The 22,231-nt window shown below is 46.1% G+C and carries 20 protein-coding genes; 13 read left to right on the top strand and 7 right to left on the bottom strand.

Going from position 1 to position 22,231, the window contains the following annotated elements:
• Nucleotides 1–75: 75 nt before the first annotated feature.
• The 3 genes from M1D71_RS17635 (at nucleotide 76) to M1D71_RS17625 (ending at nucleotide 2,745) form a co-directional block, all read left to right on the top strand.
• The gene (locus M1D71_RS17635) at nucleotides 76–516 is read left to right on the top strand and encodes a MarR family winged helix-turn-helix transcriptional regulator (RefSeq protein WP_062835119.1); all 441 of its coding nucleotides are present in this window, start codon (nucleotides 76–78) and stop codon (nucleotides 514–516) included.
• Nucleotides 517–790: 274 nt separating this feature from the next.
• Nucleotides 791–1,237, top strand: coding sequence for a MarR family winged helix-turn-helix transcriptional regulator (locus M1D71_RS17630; RefSeq protein WP_036613308.1), 447 nt, complete (start codon nucleotides 791–793; stop codon nucleotides 1,235–1,237).
• Entirely contained in the window at nucleotides 1,234–2,745 is a 1,512-nt protein-coding gene (locus M1D71_RS17625; protein WP_458123026.1) for a DHA2 family efflux MFS transporter permease subunit, read from the top strand. The genes M1D71_RS17630 and M1D71_RS17625 overlap by 4 nt, the downstream gene beginning before the upstream one ends.
• A gap of 110 nt (nucleotides 2,746–2,855) precedes the next feature.
• On the opposite strand, the gene M1D71_RS17620 is transcribed toward M1D71_RS17625, so the two are convergent.
• The 3 genes from M1D71_RS17620 to M1D71_RS17610 all read right to left on the bottom strand — a co-directional run bounded on the left by M1D71_RS17620 (nucleotide 2,856) and on the right by M1D71_RS17610 (nucleotide 4,917).
• Nucleotides 2,856–3,200, bottom strand: a complete 345-nt coding sequence (locus tag M1D71_RS17620; RefSeq protein ID WP_458123025.1) for an MGMT family protein — start codon at nucleotides 3,198–3,200, stop codon at nucleotides 2,856–2,858.
• A gap of 116 nt (nucleotides 3,201–3,316) precedes the next feature.
• Nucleotides 3,317–4,051, bottom strand: coding sequence for an RluA family pseudouridine synthase (locus M1D71_RS17615; RefSeq protein ID WP_458123024.1), 735 nt, complete (start codon nucleotides 4,049–4,051; stop codon nucleotides 3,317–3,319).
• Nucleotides 4,052–4,053: 2 nt separating this feature from the next.
• A complete protein-coding gene (locus M1D71_RS17610; protein WP_036613317.1) occupies nucleotides 4,054–4,917 on the bottom strand; it encodes a class I SAM-dependent methyltransferase in 864 nt (287 codons plus the stop codon).
• Nucleotides 4,918–5,209: 292 nt separating this feature from the next.
• Here M1D71_RS17610 and M1D71_RS17605 point away from each other — a divergent pair, with 292 nt between their 5' ends.
• From M1D71_RS17605 to M1D71_RS17595, 3 genes are read left to right on the top strand one after another with little or no spacing between them, the layout of a single operon-like run.
• Nucleotides 5,210–5,662, top strand: coding sequence for a flavodoxin (locus M1D71_RS17605; protein WP_145322341.1), 453 nt, complete (start codon nucleotides 5,210–5,212; stop codon nucleotides 5,660–5,662).
• Nucleotides 5,663–5,667: 5 nt separating this feature from the next.
• A complete protein-coding gene (locus M1D71_RS17600; protein ID WP_458123023.1) occupies nucleotides 5,668–6,474 on the top strand; it encodes a hypothetical protein in 807 nt (268 codons plus the stop codon).
• Between the two features lie 52 nt (nucleotides 6,475–6,526).
• Nucleotides 6,527–7,093: a nitroreductase family protein gene (locus tag M1D71_RS17595; protein WP_336764461.1), complete on the top strand. Its 567-nt coding sequence runs from the start codon at nucleotides 6,527–6,529 to the stop codon at nucleotides 7,091–7,093.
• Nucleotides 7,094–7,117: 24 nt separating this feature from the next.
• Here the strand turns inward: M1D71_RS17595 and M1D71_RS17590 are convergent, their stop codons facing one another.
• Complete coding sequence (locus M1D71_RS17590) at nucleotides 7,118–8,575, bottom strand: 4-hydroxyphenylacetate 3-hydroxylase N-terminal domain-containing protein (protein WP_458123022.1); 1,458 nt, start codon at nucleotides 8,573–8,575, stop codon at nucleotides 7,118–7,120.
• Nucleotides 8,576–8,776: 201 nt separating this feature from the next.
• Nucleotides 8,777–8,932 (bottom strand): DUF1540 domain-containing protein, encoded by a 156-nt coding sequence (locus M1D71_RS17585; RefSeq protein WP_458123021.1) that lies wholly within the window; start codon nucleotides 8,930–8,932, stop codon nucleotides 8,777–8,779.
• Nucleotides 8,933–9,459: 527 nt separating this feature from the next.
• Here M1D71_RS17585 and M1D71_RS17580 point away from each other — a divergent pair.
• Nucleotides 9,460–10,272, top strand: coding sequence for an AAA family ATPase (locus tag M1D71_RS17580; RefSeq protein WP_458123020.1), 813 nt, complete (start codon nucleotides 9,460–9,462; stop codon nucleotides 10,270–10,272).
• 96 nt (nucleotides 10,273–10,368) lie between these two features.
• Here M1D71_RS17580 and M1D71_RS17575 read toward each other — a convergent pair whose 3' ends face one another.
• Entirely contained in the window at nucleotides 10,369–11,835 is a 1,467-nt protein-coding gene (locus M1D71_RS17575; protein WP_458123019.1) for a HAMP domain-containing sensor histidine kinase, read from the bottom strand.
• On the bottom strand, nucleotides 11,820–12,506 hold the full coding sequence (locus M1D71_RS17570) for a response regulator transcription factor (RefSeq protein WP_458123018.1): 687 nt from the start codon (nucleotides 12,504–12,506) through the stop codon (nucleotides 11,820–11,822). The genes M1D71_RS17575 and M1D71_RS17570 overlap by 16 nt, the downstream gene beginning before the upstream one ends.
• 192 nt (nucleotides 12,507–12,698) lie before the next feature.
• Here M1D71_RS17570 and M1D71_RS17565 point away from each other — a divergent pair, with 192 nt between their 5' ends.
• The 6 genes from M1D71_RS17565 (at nucleotide 12,699) to M1D71_RS17540 (ending at nucleotide 22,116) form a co-directional block, all read left to right on the top strand.
• Entirely contained in the window at nucleotides 12,699–13,415 is a 717-nt protein-coding gene (locus M1D71_RS17565; RefSeq protein WP_458123017.1) for a YceI family protein, read from the top strand.
• Nucleotides 13,416–13,671: 256 nt separating this feature from the next.
• Nucleotides 13,672–18,042: a glycosyl hydrolase 53 family protein gene (locus tag M1D71_RS17560; protein ID WP_458123016.1), complete on the top strand. Its 4,371-nt coding sequence runs from the start codon at nucleotides 13,672–13,674 to the stop codon at nucleotides 18,040–18,042.
• 201 nt (nucleotides 18,043–18,243) lie between these two features.
• The gene (locus M1D71_RS17555) at nucleotides 18,244–19,287 is read left to right on the top strand and encodes an SPFH domain-containing protein (RefSeq protein WP_458123015.1); all 1,044 of its coding nucleotides are present in this window, start codon (nucleotides 18,244–18,246) and stop codon (nucleotides 19,285–19,287) included.
• A 62-nt stretch (nucleotides 19,288–19,349) separates the two neighbouring features.
• Complete coding sequence (locus M1D71_RS17550) at nucleotides 19,350–20,324, top strand: sugar kinase (RefSeq protein WP_458127286.1); 975 nt, start codon at nucleotides 19,350–19,352, stop codon at nucleotides 20,322–20,324.
• 83 nt (nucleotides 20,325–20,407) lie between these two features.
• The gene (locus M1D71_RS17545; protein WP_458123014.1) at nucleotides 20,408–21,121 is read left to right on the top strand and encodes a response regulator transcription factor; all 714 of its coding nucleotides are present in this window, start codon (nucleotides 20,408–20,410) and stop codon (nucleotides 21,119–21,121) included.
• Complete coding sequence (locus M1D71_RS17540) at nucleotides 21,118–22,116, top strand: sensor histidine kinase (protein WP_458123013.1); 999 nt, start codon at nucleotides 21,118–21,120, stop codon at nucleotides 22,114–22,116. Before M1D71_RS17545 ends, M1D71_RS17540 begins: the two co-directional genes overlap by 4 nt.
• Nucleotides 22,117–22,231: the final 115 nt, after the last annotated feature.

The raw sequence follows: 22,231 nt of genomic DNA, 5'->3' as shown, positions 1-22,231 counted from the left end.
GCAGGAATGCGGCTTTGGAGAGCGAAAACTTAAGCAGGTGAAGTGATAACCGGTTGCAGAGAGGAGCGATGAAAGATGTATAATTCCGATTTTGCCAAGTGCTGGTCAAGACTAACCAAAGATTATAAACTGCATATGGATCAGGAACTGGCACCCTCATTAACGGAGGCTCAACTGGCTGTTCTGGAGGTACTTGAAGATCATCAGAAGATGAAACCTTCGGATCTGATTCCTTTTCTGGCGACTACGCCAGCAGCTGTAACGATGCTGCTCGATCGTATGGAGAAGAACGACCTGATTCGCAGGAATCGAGATAATCAGGATCGACGCATTGTATGGGTATCTCTGTCCGACAAAGGAAGAATGGAGACAGAGCGGGGGATCACCATCCGTAATGAATTCATGAATTCCGTGCTCAGTAACATTTCAATGCACAATCAACAACTGCTGGTATATCTGTTAGGCAAAATGACAACCCCCAAGACCAAAGAGCCTGCATTATCCACTTCGGTATGATAAAATGTTGATTCTTTTGTATAGCCATAGGTGTGCCTGCTCGTTTCGTGCAGGAGTCCTATGGTTATTTTATTTACAAAATACATATGCTACTCACTGTATCTGGGTAAGTTGATTCAGGGCTGAGATATAACCATGTAGTATGTCCTAATATTATTTTGGTGAATTCATATGTAAAGAGTTGACTATGTAAATATTTTTGTTATAATAAGTAATTGTTCCCCTGATATTTCGTGTACGAAATATTATATTCCAAAAGTAAAAGGGTGAATCAATGACTGATACGTATGAAGTATTCTATATTATCAATTCGTTCCGCCAAGTGAATCAAATGCTTTTTCGAGCATTTTGGAATGAAAACAAGGAGATCGAGCTGACTTCGATCCAGTTTATGGTGTTATCCATCCTGAGAGAGCGTCCTTCCATCGGTATCAACGAAGTGGCTGAATTATGCCACATGGGCAGTAGTTCAATGAGCGCTGTTGTAGAGCGGCTGGTCAAAGGGGAATATATCGTTCGGACACGTTCGGATGCTGACCGCCGATCCGTTAAGCTTCAAATTACGGATAAAGGGGAACAGGCACAACAGGAGACGCACCATTTATGGATGGAAAGAGTATCACCCATTCTGGATATATCGAAGGAAGATCTGGAGCACCTGCTTAGAATCCATAGTCAAATGATTGAAAAGTTAGAAGGAAGAGAGATGAACAACATATGAGTACGACTACTGCTGTAGCTCCATCTTCGGCGATGGACAACATCAAGAAAGGCCCAATTGTAGCGGCATTGTTAATTGGTGCCTTTGTAGCATTCCTGAACCAAACCCTGATGAACGTAGCTCTTCCTAAAATCATGGAAGACCTCGCTATCAATGCGAACAAAGCCCAATGGTTGACTACGGGTTATATGCTCGTCAACGGTGTACTGATTCCGGTTACGGCATATCTGATTGCAAAATTTTCGACACGTCAAATTTTTATTACGGCTATGACACTCTTTACCATAGGGACGTTAGTCTGTGGTCTTAGTCCGACCTTTACCATTCTGATGGTAGGTCGTGTCATTCAAGCGGCAGGTGCAGGTATTCTGATGCCTCTTATGACCGTTGTATTTCTGACTATCTTCCCGATCGAGAAACGTGGTCAGGCAATGGGCACGATGGGGATTGCAATGATTCTGGCTCCTGCAATTGGACCTACACTTTCCGGTTATGTGGTTGAGCATTATTCATGGAGATTATTGTTCTACATTATCTTGCCATTCTCTATTATTGCAACGGCAATCGGTATTGCTTTTGTCAAAAATGTAACACGCCAGTCCAAGCCTAAACTGGATTATCCAGGCGTTATTTTATCCACGCTTGGTTTTGGTAGTTTGCTCTACGGATTTAGTGATGCGGGAACAGATGGATGGGGCAGTGTCATTGTTGTTAGCTGCCTGGTTGTAGGTGCGTTATCCTTGATCCTGTTCGTTATTCGTCAGTTGACGACAGATCATCCGCTCCTTGAGTTCCGTATTTTCAAGTACAATATGTATACATTAACGACGATCATCAATATGCTCGTGACAATGGCGATGTTTGCAGGTATGATTCTGCTTCCTATTTTCCTGCAAAACATTCGTGGATTCTCACCCATTGAATCAGGACTTCTGATGATGCCTGGTGCGATATTGATGGGGATCATGTCTCCAATAACAGGTCGTATCTTTGATAAAGTGGGCGCTCGCTGGCTCTCGGTTGCAGGTCTTGCCATTACGGCGATTACAACTTGGGGACTGAGTCGTTTGGCAATTGATACGACGTACGGCTACATGATGTTTATTTACACGGCTCGTATGTTCGGTATGTCGATGCTGATGATGCCGATCCAGACAGCAGGTCTGAATCAACTGCCTCAGCGTCTGAATGCTCATGGTACAGCAATGTCCAACACATTGCGTACGGTCGCGGGTGCAATTGGTACAGCCGTTCTCGTTACCATCATGAGCAGCAAGCTCAAAACGCATCTGGCAGAGACATTGGCTGCGGGTCAGGTTAATCCGAATGATCAGGCGGCAATGGTTCGTGCTACGGCAGATGCAACGATTTACGGCGTAAACTATGCATTCATCGTTGCGACGGGAATGACCGTGGTTGCGTTGATCATGGCGTTCTTTATCCGTAAAACTAAACCGGCGATTGAACCGGTAACAGTGGAACAGGAAAAAGTGACTGCGACAGCATAATTCAATGTCGTCTAAACAAGAAAAGAGAACTCTAGCAGTTGAAGTGGGCGTACCCCATTAACTGTCTTGAGTTCTCTTTTTTGTGTGTGCGCGATATGAGGAGAGTCGTCTTAGTCGGGCTGGGCCGATGGATCGAGAAGGAATACAGGATCGGGCTCATGTCCAAACCGTTTGAGGTCAATGGTTCCGTTCATCTGAAACTCCACACCTTCGCTAATAAGTTCTGTTTCCTGCATCATGCGCGACTGTTCATCCGGTATGGAGATTTCGCCTTTTGCATTGACGACACGGTGCCAGGGAAGGCGTTCCTTGCGGCTCAAGGAGTGCAGAATCCGTACGACTTGTCTCGCGGCTCTTGGGCTTCCAGCGTGGGCGGCAATCTGACCGTAAGTCATCACTTTACCTTCGGGAATCGCCGCGATGATTGCAACGACTTGTTTGGTAAATGGGGTCATTTTATGGCTCCTCTCTGTATCTTACGCATATAGCTGAAAATATTAAAAAACGTGTCATTCAGATACAGAATCTGAACGACACGTTGTATGGACAGATGTGACCTGATCCTGTGCACTTATAGAGGTTGTTGTTCAAAAGCTTTTTGGTACACAGCAGCTGGCCATTCTGCCCAGGGAAATTCTCTTGCAGGCAAAGATTGCAAAATAACCTCTTCCTTGGTAACCGGATGGGGAAAAGCTGCAATTGCAGACCACAGAGCGATCTGTTGCCCGGGTTTATTCACGTTTGCACCGTACTTCTGATCCCCGTACAGCGGGCAGCCGATTTCTTTCATTTGCACTCGAATCTGATGAGATCTGCCGGTGTGCAGTTCGATATGAACCAGGCTGTATCGGTCCGTCTCACCAATGACCTGATAATCCAGAACGGCATCCTTACCGCCAGCCGTACCCTTAGGTACAACAGTAACGGTATTCGTACGTGCATCTTTCAGCAGCGTGTGCTTTAACGTTCCCTGCTGTGCAGGCAACTTGCCATGTACAACAGCCGCATATATTTTACGGAAATGACGTCCCCGCACAGTCTCGGACAATCTCGAAGCGGCTTTGGATGTCTTGGCGAAGATCATTGCCCCTCCAACAGGACGGTCAAGTCGGTGCACTAACCCAAGATAGACATTGCCGGGCTTGTTATAGCGTTCTTTCAGATCCTGCTTCAGCAATGTAAGCAAATCCGGATCCCCTGATGCATCTTCCTGGGTGGGTACATTGACCGGCTTCGTAATACCTAACAGATGATTGTCTTCGAACAGAATCGGAATCGCATCGTGATCATGCCGATGTTCTGACATGATTAGGACTCCCAGCGGCCCAAAATGCCACAAGGCAGATCGAGACCACTGCGTGTGATCGGCAGACCGATTTCACCTGCAGTAATTTCACCACCGTACTGAGCAGACATCGTCATGGTTAGCATGTTGCGCAGAACCGTGGAGGAGATGCCCGTAGTGTAGGAGTTAACCAGCATGAATAATGGATTATCCGACAAGATCGTCATACACGACTTCAAGAAAGGATAAAGGTTCTCTTCCAGCTTCCATGTCTCTCCATTAGGACCTCGGCCATAAGAAGGAGGGTCCATAATAATGGCGTCATAACGATTCCCGCGCCGTTGTTCCCGTTGTACGAATTTGAAAACATCATCTGTAATAAAACGAACAGGGCGGTCAGCCAGTCCGGATAATTGAACATTTTCCTTGGCCCATTGAACCATGCCTTTGGCTGCATCTACGTGAACCACCGAAGCACCGGCATAAGCAGCCGCAACAGTAGCACCGCCTGTATAGGCAAACAGGTTCAAGACGGAAATAGGGCGTCCTGCATTGGAGATTTTATCCATCATCCAGCTCCAGTTGGCGGCTTGTTCAGGGAACAGGCCAGTGTGCTTAAAGCTGGTAGGTTTAATGTGGAATTTCAGGTTTTCGTATCCGATCGTCCAGCGCTCGGGAATGGGCTTTTTCATATCCCAGTTACCGCCACCGGAAGAGCTGCGATGATAGTGACCATGGACTTGACGCCATTCATTAGTCTCTTGCTCAAGGGGCCAGATAATCTGTGGATCGGGTCTGCGTAGAATAACATCTCCCCAACGCTCCAGTTTCTCGCCGCCGCCTGTATCGATTACTTCATAGTCCTTCCAATTCTTAGCTACGTACATAATGATTTATCCATCCTTCAAAAGTCATTTGGATACTATTGTACAACAAAAAAGGGCTTGTACGCCAGTTGGGGGACGGGAGTAAGGAAGGAACCGAGTGGATCTGACCTGAAAGGTCAAAGTATTTTTAGCTGTGTTGAAATCCAACGTGCACCATATACTGAAAAACAAAGATAACCAAAAATTTAATTTGACAATGATAATCATTATCACATATGATTTTGATAATTCAAATTCATTCTTTCTTCGGAGAGAATATTAACATGATCAAACTAAAGTGAGGGAAAAATAGATGGCTAAATTGTTAGTGGCTTATGCAAGCATGACGGGAAATACAGAAGAAATTGCAGAACTGATTGTGGAAGGAATTACACAGGGAGGTCACGAGGCAGACCTGAAATCCGTAACGGATTGTAATGCATCCGATGTAATGGACTATGACGGATTCATGATCGGTGTCTACACTTGGGGAGACGGGGAGTTGCCTGATGAATTCCTTGATTTCTATGAAGAACTGGATGAGCTTGACTTGAGTGGCAAGAGAGCAGCAGTGTTCGGTAGTGGTGACACCTCTTATGAGCAGTTCTGCGGAGCGGTTGATCTCGCCGCTGCCAAGCTGCAAGAGCGTGGGGCGGAGGTATCTCCAGAGATGTTAAAGATTGAATACAGTCCGCTTGAGCAGGAGAAGGATACATGCCGTGACTTTGGCAAACGGTTCGCTGCTGCCGGATTACAGGTGTCCTAAAGGTCATGATAAGACATAATGTTCAGGCGGCGATGCCGGTTGGAAGGAAAGACCTTCCTGGACATCTGCTTGAAGATTACAGATTGGAAGAGATGCTGCGCAGCCCACACCGGTTCATCCGCCCTGAACCGGCGCCTGAACAGCATTCTCCTCTGCAATGGAGGCATCGTGTACAGTATGCGGTCAGTCATGCGGTCAATGCTTTTTACAGTCTTGACCCTGATGTTCGCAAAGAGGTACCCATACAGTATTTACTTGAGAAATGGTGGCCCAAGAAGACGAATGGTTTCGAATCTGTTCTCCATTACTGGGATGTAAAGAACAAGATTACGGATGAATTGTCGCTCGCCGTTGCAATGAACGATGATCTGAAGCATCCAGCGATTCTTTTTGAACAGTGGAGAACGGAGTTGCCTTCATTATCCATGCACTTATCAATGATATTTCAGGCGGCCTGGCAACCAGAAGGCTGGGATTCACTGCTTATTCAGAAATATATGGTTGTCCATGATCCGAATGTGGTTGAGGCATTTCAGCATATGGTCAGTGCATTCTGCTGGGAAGCCTTCGGTCAATTACCGGGTATGATCGAGATTTATTGCCTGCTGGAAGGACGCAAAATAAGATACATCCCTGGACGCCAATCTTTGATTCGTTCCATGGATTATATTCGTTTGATACGAGACAGTATGCCGCAAGCAGAAGTGGTGGGATCGGAGCAGTTTACAACGCGTAACAAAGCACGGATACACGAAGAGGTAGATCGCTGGAGAACGGATGCCGCCGAACCGAAGAAAACATGGTTGATGTAAAGGCGGTCGAAGGATAACCATATATTATGCTGATAGAGGAGGGGATGTTGCCATGTCTACCGGTCTAAGTCAAGATATAAGTAGCGGCAAAAGACGTACAGGAGCTTGCGAATTCAGTCCGTTGCCAGTCCCACAGTCGGTCATACGAAAGCTGCTTGATGATGCAGATCCTTCATTATATGTCATGAGTTCAGAACCCTGGCGGTTTATGTTGTTCGCAGGCGAAGGACGGCAGCTTTATCTGGAAGCGGTCAGACAGAGCTATCCACCCCATCTGGCCGATCGCTACGGCGATTGGGCTACATATCAATACACGGAAGCGATCCCTGCCCACCTGGTTGTCGTGGCACCTACCAATGCCCGTGAGGATGATCTTCTACCCGCCAAAGCCTGGAGCAAGCGCTTTAGTATCCTGGCTGCGGAACAGGGCTTGAATGCTGTCTGGAAGATCAATGATTATCAACAACATCCTGTGTTTATGAATCTGATGGGCTTGACTAGTGAAGAGAAGGTGCTCGGGGTATTTCATATCGGTTACGGAGACCAGCCTGCATTGCGGGATATGGATGCAAGTCGACCAGCCTCTGAACTGATGACGGTCTATGACCATCTGGTATAAACATAAAATGACCCGTTAGTTCTCTTATTTGTTGGTGTTGGATAGAAAATCACGAACGAGCTGACGATTCGTCTGGTCCTTATTGCAGGCGGAGAACAGTCGATTCGATACCGTAATGGTATTGCCAAAAAAGAATCGTTCGAACTGGGTCTGTCTGCCCCCGAATGAACCCGCCCCAAGCTCCCAGATCAGGCGGAACAGAGCGTTGCGTTCGTGAGAAGCCATATCGTTTCCTTTAAGATATACATTCAGTGAAGGAGCGATGTTGGAATGAAACTCTTCTTCCTGAGGGACCATAATCACCCCGCTCGAGCCCAAGAGTTGCAGGATTTCAATCATTTCAGGATATAGTCTCGGAAAAAGGAGATTGGCTGCCATCAATGGTTTGGGTGCAGGTAACACAAATCCCCGCCCGTCTGGTATAGCACCTGCCTCTGCGGCCAAGGCCAATGCTTTTAACGTTTCGAGACCTGCGAACACACGCGCTGTTTTCTCGACAACATGTGCTTCTGTATTCAGATCCAGGGTATCTGTGAGAAGCTGGAGTGTACCGAGAACAAATTCCGTCTTTGCAATATAACGACACAACACCTGATGGCCTGCGTGAATATGAAAATGACTACTACTGAAGAGACGGGAGGACATCTTCTCACTTCCTGCAAAAAATATTCGTTCATGCGGAACAAGTACCTGGTCAAAGATGACGATATTGTCCATTTCTTCATATCTGGAACTCAGGGGATAGTTGGTGTGAGATTCGTCTGCGTAGGTATCCCTGCATACCAGACTGATTCCAGGCAGATCATTCGGGACAGCAAAGGAAAATGCAAATGGATTCTCATCTTCAAATGGGGCAGGCGAAGGTGAAGGATAGACAAAAATCTCATCTGAAGTTGCAGCTTGTGTAGCCATCATGAATGCACCGCTAATAATGAGGCCTTCCTCAGTGCGATCTACGACCTTTGCAGCAATAGCATCCTCCGTAGCGTCCATTTGCCCTGAGATTTTGCTGGCGTGTGGCTGAATGAAAGCATGGGATAGTGTGATATCATGGTCCCGGCAGTACACATAATAATTTTTGAGATTTTCTGCATATTGGGGAGATAATTCGTTCAGGAGATCCGCGCCTGTGTAAAAGGCCATAATGGCTGTATTCATATAGTCTGGTGAACGACCAAGAAAGCCATGATGCACATTCGCCCAGACATTCATTCCTTCCCGTCGTTTACGGAGGTCGTCGACACTGGTTGGAGGCAGGAAGGAAATGCCCACAGGTTTGCCGTCTACCGGGGAGGCATACGTCATCGTTTCTGCCAATGTTGGATCAGATTGCAGATCATACATGTACATCTGAGTCTCCATCAAACCAGCAAATGCAACATGTTCAGAGCGTTTTCCAGTAATAAGCTTACCTTTATACCAGCAGGGGACGGACTGGGCATTAATTCGTTCGCGATACTGTGTGCCACTTTTAACAGGCATTGTTATTCACCTCTTGGTTCTAATCGTTCATGGGCAGATTGACTTCTTACGTAGTGTACGTGGGTGATCTGTCCAATGTGCATTTAAGAGGTGAGCAGGATTTTTGCAGATAGGGCTTGATAATAATTATCATTCTTGTTACAATAGACAAAGAAAAAAGGAACCGGTAAGGGCTCCTTTAAATGGAACATATGCAATTTCTTATTTCACTTCAAAAGTTTTGCAGTCTGTTTCAGCAGATTGACGAACTTCATCGTTGGAAATGTTGCTTACAATGTAGATCGAAGAAGCGTTACATTTGTTTTCATCAGCCCAGTGACGACAGGAATTAACTTCACACAATACGTCTTTTGCCATGATTGTTAACCTCACTTTTAATTTGGATTACATTCGTTGGTATAAAGATTCCGGAAATAGCAAGTTGCCGCTTGCGATATCTGGAAAATTTTGATGCTCTCATGAAATTTAGAGGGCTTTTTTGCGTTATACACAACGATGCATATTTAGAATAGCAAATTTCCTTGAAGCTTGCAACCAAATACCCCACCTTCTAGGGCAATATAGTGCCCCTGCTATAGTTATCTTTGCAAATAGGTGGTAGTATGTTATTATTTAATAGTAATAATTACGATTAAATCTAATTGATTCTATATAAATTGAACTAAACATTTACACGAAAACGGAGAGGACAGAAAGAACCTGAAGAAGCGGAGCGTTCGCCTTTATCCCCGGATTTCCCCTCTAGGAAATAATCAAAAAATCTGGGGATAACAGCGATCGGAAGGTTGTTCTGTCATCGAAGTGGTCAGTGTAAATATTCATTAGTTCAACTTATATAACTTGAATCACGAACTGAAACCATAAATGAAGGAGCATGTGAATACATGAGCAAAATAAATCATATGAATCGGATTCCCCGAGCGAAAGGGATTGATATGGCCGCTTTTTACACACCGAAAGAGTGTAGACGCAAAGCCCAGCATATTGTATTTTCCGCTGAAAATGAGCGTATCATTAATGAATTCATAACCATTCTGGGTATGAAAGAGAAGTTCAGAGAACATGATGTATCAATTCCCAACAAGATGGTCATGTTCGGTCCTCCGGGGACGGGTAAAACATTAACTGCATCACATCTGGCTGAGCGCCTTGATATGCCATTGGTACTCGTGAGGTTAGATGCAATCATTCATAGCCATCTTGGGGAGACCGGAAGTAATGTACGCAAGTTATTCGAATATGCACGAATTAACCCCTGTGTACTATTCTTGGATGAATTTGATGCCATAGGCCGTACACGTGAGAGCAATGATGAGGTGAAAGAGATGGCACGTGTCGTCAATACGTTGTTGCAATGTTTGGACGAATTCGATGGAGACAGTATTCTGGTGGCTGCTACGAATCTGGAAACCCAACTGGATCACGCCATATGGCGACGTTTCGATACCAAGATGACCTACGGTATGCCTGATGATTCAAGCCGCAGATTGTATATCAGCAAGTTGGTGGGGGCATTTGAGCAGGAGAGTCAGATGGAAGAGTACATATGTGAACGCTTGGCAGGGTGCAGTTATGCGGATATCGAGCAGATTGTTCTAAAAGCAAAGCGGAAAGCGATCATCGCCAGCAGTGTGCTCCATAAGCAATTGATCTCAGATGCGTACGATGAGTACAGGCCACGTGTATTAGAGTGTTGAGCGCTTCGGCTCTGGATAAAGCACCAAGGAACAAACATGAAATAGCCCAATCTCCTGAGTGGAGTTGTGGGCTATTTGGCATGTTAGCATGGTGCATTACACTTTAACGGCTGCTCCGTATGCCTTTTCTGTAGCCATGGCTTCTTGCGTTGCAGTCCAGCGTGGCAGGCTTAATCTGAACGTGCTGCCTTCCGGGCTGCTGGAGACAAGTGTCAGTTCACCGCCCTGTTCCTGGGCGAGTAATCGACTATATGTTAATCCTAGACCCAGGCCACGGTTACGACGTTTTTTAAGTTCTCCACGATAGAAGCGTTCAAAGATCTTAGGTTGGTCTTCAGACGCGATGCCTGTACCGTTGTCCTTAACATCAACGTACAGCATCTGTTCTTCTGCGCGTAGATAAATATCGAAGACAGCCTTTTGTTCAGGAGCTGTGGCATGAAGTGCGTTATTGAGCAAATTAACAATGATCTGCTGAATGCGAAGAGCATCCCCCATGGTGAAAAACGTAACGGGAGGGGAGTGCAGCTGAACCTCTGGCATTTTGTCCTCATAAGCAATCTTCCACTGATAGATGATCTCACCGACCAACAGCTTCAGATCCGTTCGTTCCTTGCGAACGGCAACACTTCCTGCAGCCATTGCATTATAGTCAAGCAGATCTGCGACCATCCGTTCCATACGTTCGGATTCTTTCAAAGCGATATCCAAAAATTCTTTACCTTCCTGTGGACTCACGACATCGTCACGGACCGCCATAACGAGCCCCTTGATGGAAGTTACCGGTGTCTTGAGTTCATGACTTACGCCTGCCAGCGATAGTGTACGCCACTCTTCGAGTTGTTGTAGACGTGTGGCCATATCGCGGAATGAATTTACAAGTTCGTTGATCTCACGTTCTCGTGTATTCAAATCAAGACTCACATCATAATTACCACCTCGAATCTGCTCAGCCGCATAGGCGACCTGACGAATCGGTCTGGATAACTTACTGGAGAGGAGATAGATTGTAAACCATCCACAGAGGATTAATCCTCCCAGGATTAGAGCAACAAGCCATATGGTCTCTGGACCAAATGTAATGGATTGCTTGGACTGCATGACCCACACTTTGCCCAAAGTTTGATCGCCTTCGGATATGTTGACCGTTACGCCCGCATATTTGTTGTTTCGCGGTTCACGATAGTCATCTGACAGTCGATAATGCACATCTTTTTGCTCCATTTTAGGCTGGGAAAAAATCAATTGATTGTTGTTGTCCAAGATCATGACACAAAAATAATGATCTGTATTGAATAGTTTCTCGCGTTTGGTTACCAGTCTGTCAAGATCGGGTGGAACCCGAAGCATATTGTTTTTACTAGTGACTTGATCTGCGATCTCCAGACCAAGCAGTTCTGCGGTTTTTAGACTTTTCTCAATAGATGTTGTTCGAATCCAGTAGAGTGCCCCTGCCACAATAATCGTGAAACCAATACACAAAATCAGAAAATATCGCAGTGTCCAGTGTGACAGAATGGATATGGTTCGTTTGGGTTTCTTTGGTTTCAGTTGGCGATCCAAAATTGATACCCCATTCCTCGTAACGTCCGAATTTCTCCTGTTTCGGGCAACCAGTGGGAGAGGGCTTGGCGCAGTCGTTTAATCGATAAATCCACAGCACGATCACTGCCGTCATAATCCATTCCCCATACCTGTTCAATAAGATGATCCCTGGTAAATGTCCGATTCGGATAATCGGACAGGAATAGCAGTAACGACAGGTCGCGAGGTGTGAGTGCAACCTCTGCACCGTTCAACAGCACCTGTTTGGCCGCAAGGTCAATGACGAGATTGCCAAAGGAACGCTTCTCTTCACCACCTGTGGACCAATGTGGATTACGGCGCAACACAGCATTAACTCTGGCGACCACTTCTTCCGGTACAAAAGGTTTGCTCATATAATCGTCAGCACCGGCATTCAGTCCGTTGAGACGGTCTGAAATGTCATCCAGTGCGGTTAGCATAATCACGGGACAAGCACTTTTTTCACGAATAATCCGCAGCAGATCCCATCCGTCCATTCCTGGCAGCATCACATCAAGTAATACAAGGGAAGGCGTTACGGAATCGAAAAGGGTAAGTGCGGTTGGTCCATCTGCTGCATGATGAACTTCAAATTCTGCTTTTCTCAGATAAGCAGCCAGTACTCGTGCAATAGCTTGCTCATCCTCAACGATGAGTATGGATTTCAAGAAAAGCGATCTCCTTTCATTTCAGAAGCTTGTGTACTGATTTTACATGAGCAAGAGCATAAAGCCAATCCTGTATTCGGGTTTAGAAAAATCAGGAACTTGTCGTATCTTGACTTCTTCCTGACACATTCGGTTGATATGATCCATATCAACAAGCAATCTAAACCATAATATACTGGAGGAAACATACAGATGAACAAGAAAGCAAAAGCATGGATTATTACAGGTGTGGCGGCGGTTGCCGTAATCGGTGGCGGTGGTTACTATCTCACCAATAGTTACTTGGGGAACAACGTTGAGATTGAGCAGGTCCTTCCTGCCAGCACAGCGACTTCCACCACAGCAGTAGATAGCACAGGAGCGGTTGTAGCGAATGAAACTGCGGGAGCAGAGCAATTGAATGGAGACTGGAGCATCAGCGAAGGTTCCAAAGTATACTTCTCCGTAACCACATCGCAGGAGACCGTTAATTTTGTGGACGAGCAGGTTACAGGTAATTGGACAATTAATGTAGACGATGCTTCTCAGATGAAAGCTGAAGGACAGATCCAGATGGACGGGATTGATTCCGGAAATGGACAGCGTGATGGTCACGTGAAGCAAGCCGACTTCTTCGACATTGCGACATATCCACAGGCAACATTTACAGCGACTTCATTTGAAGGAGTACCTACGGAGTGGTCTGTCGGTCAAACGGTTGATATTAAAATGAATGGTACCATTACGGTTAGAGGTGTTGAAAAAGAAGTAACATTTGATGCAAAAGCCGCTTATGAGAATAACGAAGTGTTGTTGTCGGCGACATCTATGGTAACGTTCGAAGATTTCGGAATGGAAAACCCGCATTCCGTTGTGCTCTCGACAGAAAATGATATCCAGGTACAACTTGAATTGAAACTCACCAAATAAGTGTAACAACGATCATATATCTATAAATCTGTTCTGTTCTGCCTTAGGGCGGACGAACAGATTTTTTTGTGTTTCTTGCAAAATATCGGATTGCTATAGCACCAATGTAACTTTTACAGGATCATATTGTTAAAATAACTGCTGTTTCCTTTGGATAATGCCGTGTTACCCATCACTATTAAGCGCTTACAATGAGGAGGATTAAAAACATTCATTGATCCATGCACAATCAAACACAAAAAGGGGGAGATCAAGAGTGAACAAGAGGTACATAAGCGGGTGTCTGGTATTGCTGATGCTGTTCTGTGAGCTGGGCTTGATGGTTCGTCCAGCGGCTGCAGGAGATGCGAAAGTGAACGTGGCACTTAACAAGGCGGTTACGGTAAGTGAAGAAGATCTATTGTATGGGGGGCAAAAAGAAAAGGCGGTGGATGGTGATGTGAATACTCACTGGAGTGCGAGCTCACCTTCTTCTGAAAGCAATCCTCATTGGTTGACCATAGACCTAGGTGCGCCATATGAGCTTTCCGGAGCAGAATTGACTTGGAAGGACAAAGACCAAGTTGTAAAATATCTGATTGAAGTTTCTGATGATGGTAACAACTGGTCGACTGTTGTGGACCAAACGACTAACGAAATAAAACAGAGTGTTGCCAGTGAAGAATTCCAGACCAGTACACCTGTCCAGTATGTGAAGATCACGATTCCGTACTATGCGGGAGCAAATTGGTGGCCCGGGATATCCGAGCTTAAGGTCTGGGGAGAAGAGGAAGTCAATGATCCGGCAAACATTACCGGATACGATTCAGTTCAGGTCAAAACATTGGCTGGGGTAGCTCCTGTTCTGCCAGCAGAAGTGAGAGCGCAGTATCTGAACGAAAAATCGGGTTCGGTTCCAGTAGAATGGGACAGTATCGACCCTTCAAAGTACGCACATGCGGGCAGCTTTACCGTGACGGGTGCAGTATATGGTGCGTCCATATCACCACCAGAAGCTAATGTTACGGTTGAGGGATATCGTGAAGACTATGTCAGAGGAGTGGATATTTCCACGTTAACGGCCATTGAGGCTAATGGAGGGAAGTATCTCGATAGTAACGGCACAGAGAGGGACTTGCTTGATATCCTCAAGGATCGCGGTGTCAATTATGTGCGCCTTCGTCTATGGAATGACCCACAGAAATCCGGTGGCTATAACGATAAAGAGGATGTAGTTGAGCTAGCGGCACGGGTGAAAGCAAAAGGCATGAAAGTGCTGCTTGATTTCCATTATTCTGACGAGTGGGCTCATCCGGGACAGCAGCTTCGTCCTGAAGCTTGGGAAGGTTATACTTTTGAACAGTTGAAACAAGCTGTATATGATTATACGTATGAAGTTGTAAGAGAGATGAAAGCTGCGGACGCTATGCCTGATATGGTTCAGATCGGTAATGAAATCAACAGCGGTGTGCTGAATGGATTCAACAGTAGGGTAAACCATCAGGAAAATTATGAATTGTTACAACGAGGCGTTGATGCTGTGCGTGCCCTCCAAGAAGAAGACCAGCATGTTCAGATTATGATCCATCTGGCTGAGGGTGGTAAAGCACAAATGTTTAAGGACTACTTTAGTGAACTAGAGAGTCGTAAGCTTGATTACGATATCATCGGGCTATCCTATTATCCGTTCTGGCATGGGACATTTGCCGATGTGCAGAAGACGATGAATGAATTATCTGACAAGTTCGAAAAAGACGTGATCATTGCCGAGACATCGTATCCATTTTCGTATAAAAACGGGGATGCACACGGTAATATCATTGGATCGGATGAAGCGCTTCATGTTGGGGGAGCAACATTCCCTGCAACGGTAGAAGGTCAATATGATGCTATCGCTGGCATAATGGATATGATTGCTGACGTGCCGGAAAACCGCGGAGCCGGCTTCTTCTATTGGGAGCCCGCATGGATTGCAGCCGATGTAGGCTGGATTGCTTCCGAGGGAGATGCATGGGAGAATCATGCCATGTTCGACTATGATGAATTTCCGGGGAATGGTGGATACTCCTACGAAGGACGCGCCTTGCCATCACTGGATGTCTACAAGCGAGGGCTAGAAAATTTACCTGCGGATCGTCAGCATCTGGCGGCTGCAATTACACGTGCAAAAAGGTTGGTAGCTCCAGATTTTGAAGAAGCGAGTTGGAATTCACTTGCTCCTGCGATTCAGGCAGCAGAGGATGTCTACGACCAAGCGTATACTTCAACTGGAGTGACGCAATCGGACACCAATTCTGCAACAGCTACGCTCGAACAAGTTATGTTGCAAATGAATGTGATCCCTGCGAAGCGGGAAGCTCTCCAATCCAAGCTGACAGATGCTCAGACATACAAGGAGTCGGATTGGTCAGCATTAACTTGGGATATTTTTGCCAAGGCTCTTGCTAATGCAGATAAGGTTATGACAGATCCTAGAGCAACCCAGACTGAAGTGAATGCTGCTGAGAAACGGTTGCAGGATGCGATAAGCGGATTATCGGATGTAGATAAAACTAAATTGGCTCTGCTTATCGGTGAGACGCAACAGCAAAATGAATCTTCGTATACGCATCGTAGCTGGCAAACATTAATAGATGCATTAGGGAATGCAATCACAGTGAGAGATAATCAAAATGCAGTACAAGCTGAGGTGAATCAAGCGCACGAAGCACTGCAACAAGCCAATCAGAGTCTCGTTCAGTTACAAGCATTAACTACAGATAAGACGGCGACGGCTTCAACAAGTGCAGGTACGGGGGACAATCAACCCAACTCCCCAGAAGGAGCAATTGACAGCAATCCCAACAGTTCATGGGGAACAGACCAGAGTAAGGGTAGCTGGTGGCAAGTGGATTTGGGACAGGTTGCTAACCTCCGTAAGATCGAAATGTCGATGTGGAGTGGCGGAATCAAATACACGATCGAAGTGTCCAACGATAACAAAAATTTTGTGAAAGTGGTCGATACCACAAGCGACGTTGTTGTTTCAACAGCGCCAAGACATGTGTTTTTGAATAATACAGAAGCGCGTTATATTCTTGTAACGATTACAGAAGGTCCAGAATGGGTAGGATTTATGGATTTTGAAGCATACGGTACGTTCCCGGCGGACAAATCTGCATTGCAAGCTACGGTAGATGCCGCTGAGAAATTAAAGCAGAACGAATACATGACTTCAAGCTGGAATATATTCAGTGACGCGCTTTCTGAAGCGAAGGCATTCATTCAGGATGTTGAATCTTCAACGCAAGACATAAGCAAGGCGGATCGTGCGTTACAAGATGCTGTGAGTAAGCTTGTGCGTCAAGATGTAACACCTGGCCCTGGCCAGCCATCACAACCAAGTGTACCACCACAACCTTCCAACCCGGGAACAGCTCCAACGCCGGGGAATCCGGATGTAACCCCACCAGTTGGATCGGGTGCTGCACCAGAGAAGGGTTCGATCACGTTAAAAGGAACAACAGCCGGGGATGAGCAGTATTCCATTCGTCCAGATGCATCCCAATTAACTCAGGCACTGCAATCCATAGACGAAGGAAGTCGTACGTTGAAGCTGATAGCAGATGTGCCTGACACAGCCAAGAAAGTCACATTCCAATTGGCTGCAAGTCAACTGGCAGCATGGGTTCGTTCCGAAGAAGTGCAATCCCTGGATGTAGTCGTAGGACCGACTACCGTTCGTGTTCCTCTGAAAGCACTCCCGTTAACCATTGCGGGGACTGTTGGAACGTTCGATATCGTAGTGGCAAAGGGGTCGACAGATACGCTATCAACATCACAAAAAGCAGCGATCGGTGATCATTCTATTGTTGATGTGGATTTGTTGATGAACAATAAGCCACTGCAATGGACGAACAGAGCGATTGAAGTTGTGCTATCTAATGTGGAGCAACCAAAGAAGAATGATGTCGTTATGGTCGTGCATTCCGTATCTCCAAGCGGGGAAATGAAACCTGCTACGTACTCGAAGTACGATGACAAGACTAAAACCATGGCGTTCAAACCTCTGGAATCCGGCAGTTATGTCATTGCGGAAGTTGACGTGCCATTAAATGATTTGCAAAATCACAATTGGGCAATCCAAGAGGTGCATAACCTCTACGGCAAAGGGATTATTTCGGTGATGAGCGCAACCCGTTTTGCCCCGCAAGGTGAACTGACCAGAGCACAATTTTTGCAAATGATTATTAAAGCTATTGGTGATGAACGCCAAGCTGATCCATCGATTTCAACACCAACGGATGTGAAGAAAGGTCAGTGGTATGCCGAATCAGTACGACTAGGAATTGAAATGAACATTATTCAAGGCCGAGCAGACGGAAGCTTTGGAGCCAATGAACGTATTTCACGAGAAGATATGGCCGTTATGCTGAATCGGGCTCTGCAGGTTGTGCAGCGTGATCCGGATGCGTCCAATTCTGCACTAGGAAATACGGTGTTTGTAGACGGCGCCGAGATCGCGGGATATGCGAAAGAAGCTGTAGCGTCGATGCAACAACTTGGATTGTTAAACGGCATGCCTGATGGCACGTTTGCTCCAAAAGAAACAGCCAACCGTGCACAGGGTGCTGTTGCAGTTGCCAGACTGATGGAAAAGTTGTATTAGAAAATAACGAAGCAGGTAAAGAGATCGGATCAAATGATTCGATCTCTTTATTTTTTTGTATAAGAAAAGAGGTTAAGACGAATTCGCTTTCTTTAAATAGGCATATGAACAATTTGTTAATGTCGTATTGACAATATTGATTTCATTTGTTATCATTTCGATAATATCAAAACGACAATATTAAGAAATGGGGAATGATCCATGTTTGGATTCCGATTCGCGAAATTTCAACCCAGTGAGTATGTAATGAAGGTGAAAAATGGTGAGGTACAACGTCAAGGTGTGGGATTGTCCTTCTATTATTATGAGCCGACCACATCGGTAGTGGTTCTACCCGTGTCCTCGGTGGATGTACCATTCATGTTTGAAGAGATTACGGCGGATTATCAGACGGTTACTGTGCAAGGGCAGCTAAGCTATCGCATTGTGGATTACCTGAAAATAACGCAGAGCCTGAATTACACGTACAATTTGCGCAAGAATCGGTATATCTCCGACGACCCCGGCAAGCTGGATCAACGGGTTATCACCATAGCCAAAGTACTGACCAAGAAACATCTGGAACAAATGCCACTGAAAGAAGCTATTCAATCCAGTGAACGGCTGGTGAGCAGCATGAAACGAGAAGTCGTGCAAAGTGAAGAATTGGAGAAACTGGGCGTTGAGCTGATGAGTCTATCGATACTGGCCATTCTGCCTAATAAAGAGACGATGCGTGCATTGGAAGCACAAGCGAGGGAAGAGATTTTGCGTCAGGCAGACGAAGCGCTCTATGTGCGTCGCAATGCATCCATTGAACAGGAACGCCGAGTGAAAGAGAACGAACTGAACACCGAAATTGCCGTGGAGACGAAGAAACAGCAGATTCGTGAGACCCAATTGCAGACAGAACGCTCGGTGAAACAGAAACAAAACGAGATGGAGCAGGAGCAGCTTCAGTTCAATACAGCGATGGAGGAACGTAAGCAGCAACTGATTGAGTTAACCATTGCCAATCATAATGCTGAAGCGGATGCCAAAGCCTATGAGATTGCTGCCGTGATGAATTCATTGCAAAATGTACAGCCGAATGTACTGCAAGCGATGGCAAACATGGGCATGAATTCTGATAAGCTGATCGCACTCGCGTTCCAGGAACTCGCTGGAAATGCAGGCAAGATTGGACAGCTTAATATCTCGCCGGATCTGTTGCAGGGATTGATGTCTCCTACGCCGGGCAGAGATCAGGGAGGTCGAGCAAGATGAGATTGGGAAGAAAAGAACAAGCAGAGAAATCGGTACGTCAGCAGGCTGCAGCGGACGATCGAATGACTGAACATAAGCTGATTCTGGTGAAGCGCCGGACCAGACTGGAGGAGCTGGTGGTACGATATAACACGGTGCAGCAAGCCCAGTTCTATATTGAACGTCTGGGAGCAGATTTCAGTGATTATATGGAGGAAGACCGTCGTTATCGACACTCCGTGCAGCAGGCACAGCAGCAGCTGGGACAATTGGGCCGCGTTCAGACGATTGATCGGGAACATGTGCCCAACTTCATTTTTGGAGAGCAGGATATCGTGGTTGTGGTTGGACAGGATGGACTTGTAGCCAATACCCTCAAATATGTGACCGAGCAGCCGCTCATCGGTGTGAATCCGGACCCGATGCGTTGGGACGGGGTGTTATTACCTTTTACCGTGGAAGATCTGAGCCTCATTGTTCCTGATGTCATTCGAAAGCAACGAACATTGAAAGAAGTCACTCTCGCCAAAGTGGAACTAAATGATGGACAGTATCTATATGGTGTCAATGATCTGTTCATTGGTCGGAAGACGCATGTATCGGCACGTTATGAAGTGCGTTTGGGTGCATCCGCAGAACAACAATCCTCCAGTGGTATTATTGTATCTACAGGCATGGGATCGACAGGCTGGTTCAAAAGTGTGCTGGCGGGAGCCACCGGGATTGTTGGATCGGCGGCATGGCAGAACATGAATTCCGAAGCTGAGGTTGCTACAGTATCCGCATCCATTCATGGAAGCAGGCAGGAGCTGAATCATTTTAACTGGGATGCGCCTTACTTATATTTTTCAGTACGTGAACCGTTCCCGAGCCGGACGACAGCGGCCAATCTCGTCTTTGGACAGATTCATTCAAAGCAACCATTGCACATTGTATCCCAGATGCCGGAGGATGGTGTTATTTTCAGCGACGGGGTAGAGCAGGACTTTCTTGAGTTTAATTCAGGGGTGGAAGCTATCATTGGGTTGGCAGAGAAGAGGGGGCGTCTCGTGGTCTGACCCTTTATTTTCAAGCCGTTTCCGACTAGAATGGGTAACTAGATGTGATACACTGACGTCAGGAAACGGAAAGAGGGTTAACGATGCAGTCGATATTGTTGGTTGAAGATGATGCCAAGCTAGCTGGATTGCTGGCGGCTTATCTGACACGAAATGGATTTCAGGTACAGGTCACGGATGATTTTCGTCATGTACTGGATGAATTTGTGAAAGTGAAGCCGGACCTTGTGCTGATGGACGTGAATTTGCCTCAATATGATGGATACTACTGGTGCAGGCAGATACGCACACATTCCATATGTCCCATTTTATTCATATCGGCTCGTGATAGTGGTATGGATCAGATTATGGCGTTGGAACATGGAGCGGATGATTATATTACGAAACCTTTTCAATATGAAGTTGTCCTTGCCAAAGTCCGTAGTCAGCTACGCAGAGCCTATGGTTCTTACGCTGCTGTTCAGCAGGAAGTGACAGTGAAGAATGGTCCCATGATCCTCTATCCTGAGCGATTCGTACTGGAGTATGATGAACGTTCAACAGAGCTGACACAGAAGGAAGCGATACTGGTGGAAGCACTAATGGCGAAGGCAGGGCGAGTTGTCAGCCGGGAAAAATTGCTTGAACAGATGTGGGAAGATCAGCATTTTATTGATGATAATACGTTGAATGTCTATATTACACGTGTTCGTCGGAAGTTGAAGGAGTTGGGTGCAGAAGAGATTTTGGAGACGGTTCGCGGAGCGGGTTATCGCGTATTGGAACTGGACTTATCCTCACAGGGGAAAGGCAAATGAGACTTTTCCTGAAAGACCACCTGATGTTAGTCGGATTTTATGTGTTACAGATGCTGTTGGTTCCGTGTGTCTACTGGCTCTCTGGTGAGGGCCGCCCGATGAAGATTGTCCTCTATGGTATGTTAATCAGTACCGCAGTGTTGATGGTCTATCTGTTCATACGTTACTTCCAGCTGCGAGCGTATTATCTTCTACTTGAACAACCACGTAAACTCGTAAACGAGCCTTTCCAAACGCTTGGAAATTCGGTCGTTGCAGAAGCGATCCAGGAATTGTTACTTGAACTGGAGCGTAATCGGCAGAATGAGATGGGTCAATTACGTACTAGTAAGGAACAACAGGTGGTATTCATGAATCGCTGGGTTCATCAGATGAAGACACCGTTGTCCATCATCCAACTCACCCTGGAGGATGTGGACGATGAGACGGCGGGCAGTATTCAGGATGAGTTGGATAAAATGCGCAAAGGACTTGAAATGGTCTTGCATTCATCAAGGCTCGAACAGTTCGAAGGTGATTTTCGGGTAGAGTTTTTGTCCTTGCATGAGGTGCTTCGGAGCAGTATAGCGGAGAACCGACGTTTATTTATTCGCAGAGGCATTACGCCAGATATCCGGATGGAAAGCGATCTTCAGATATATAGTGACTCCAAGTGGTTGCGGTTCATGTTCACCCAGATCTTGACCAACGCCGTGAACTATTCCGATAGCAAATCTGGCAAAAAAGTGATCATTACAGGCTATAAACAGGATGAACATACCATCCTGGACATTCAGGATGAGGGAATCGGTATCTCGTCCGAAGATATTCATCGTGTGTTCAATCCCTATTTCACAGGCGAACGGGGCAGGCAATATCACGAATCTACGGGAATGGGTTTATATCTGGTCCGTGAGATTAGTGCCCGACTGGATAACCGTGTGGAGTTGTTTTCGGAGCCAAATGAGGGAACGTTGGTCAGATTCAGCTGGGTTCACTCGAAATATCCGAAGTAAAGAGCGCTTTGCCCATGGGCGAGGTGCTTTTTTTAATGTATAGAAAGTGGTGGAGGCAGGGGAACAGAACCTTAAGCGGGCTGTAAGGGAAGTTTAAGGTAATTCGATAGCACCG

It is taken from the genome of Paenibacillus sp. Z3-2, from assembly GCF_054161325.1.
This window is presented reverse-complemented; position numbering and strand designations above follow the sequence as displayed.

Coding starts and splice junctions, on each gene's coding strand:
- M1D71_RS17540 (WP_458123013.1), top strand. CDS start 21,118: ATGAGACTTTTCCTGAAAGACCACCTGATGTTAGTCGGATTTTATGTG.
- M1D71_RS17590 (WP_458123022.1), bottom strand. CDS start 8,575: ATGCCTGTTAAAAGTGGCACACAGTATCGCGAACGAATTAATGCCCAG.
- M1D71_RS17555 (WP_458123015.1), top strand. CDS start 18,244: ATGTTTGGATTCCGATTCGCGAAATTTCAACCCAGTGAGTATGTAATG.
- M1D71_RS17635 (WP_062835119.1), top strand. CDS start 76: ATGTATAATTCCGATTTTGCCAAGTGCTGGTCAAGACTAACCAAAGAT.
- M1D71_RS17595 (WP_336764461.1), top strand. CDS start 6,527: ATGTCTACCGGTCTAAGTCAAGATATAAGTAGCGGCAAAAGACGTACA.
- M1D71_RS17630 (WP_036613308.1), top strand. CDS start 791: ATGACTGATACGTATGAAGTATTCTATATTATCAATTCGTTCCGCCAA.
- M1D71_RS17565 (WP_458123017.1), top strand. CDS start 12,699: ATGAACAAGAAAGCAAAAGCATGGATTATTACAGGTGTGGCGGCGGTT.
- M1D71_RS17620 (WP_458123025.1), bottom strand. CDS start 3,200: ATGACCCCATTTACCAAACAAGTCGTTGCAATCATCGCGGCGATTCCC.
- M1D71_RS17610 (WP_036613317.1), bottom strand. CDS start 4,917: ATGTACGTAGCTAAGAATTGGAAGGACTATGAAGTAATCGATACAGGC.
- M1D71_RS17545 (WP_458123014.1), top strand. CDS start 20,408: ATGCAGTCGATATTGTTGGTTGAAGATGATGCCAAGCTAGCTGGATTG.
- M1D71_RS17615 (WP_458123024.1), bottom strand. CDS start 4,051: ATGTCAGAACATCGGCATGATCACGATGCGATTCCGATTCTGTTCGAA.
- M1D71_RS17605 (WP_145322341.1), top strand. CDS start 5,210: ATGGCTAAATTGTTAGTGGCTTATGCAAGCATGACGGGAAATACAGAA.
- M1D71_RS17585 (WP_458123021.1), bottom strand. CDS start 8,932: ATGGCAAAAGACGTATTGTGTGAAGTTAATTCCTGTCGTCACTGGGCT.
- M1D71_RS17580 (WP_458123020.1), top strand. CDS start 9,460: ATGAGCAAAATAAATCATATGAATCGGATTCCCCGAGCGAAAGGGATT.
- M1D71_RS17625 (WP_458123026.1), top strand. CDS start 1,234: ATGAGTACGACTACTGCTGTAGCTCCATCTTCGGCGATGGACAACATC.
- M1D71_RS17550 (WP_458127286.1), top strand. CDS start 19,350: ATGACTGAACATAAGCTGATTCTGGTGAAGCGCCGGACCAGACTGGAG.
- M1D71_RS17600 (WP_458123023.1), top strand. CDS start 5,668: ATGATAAGACATAATGTTCAGGCGGCGATGCCGGTTGGAAGGAAAGAC.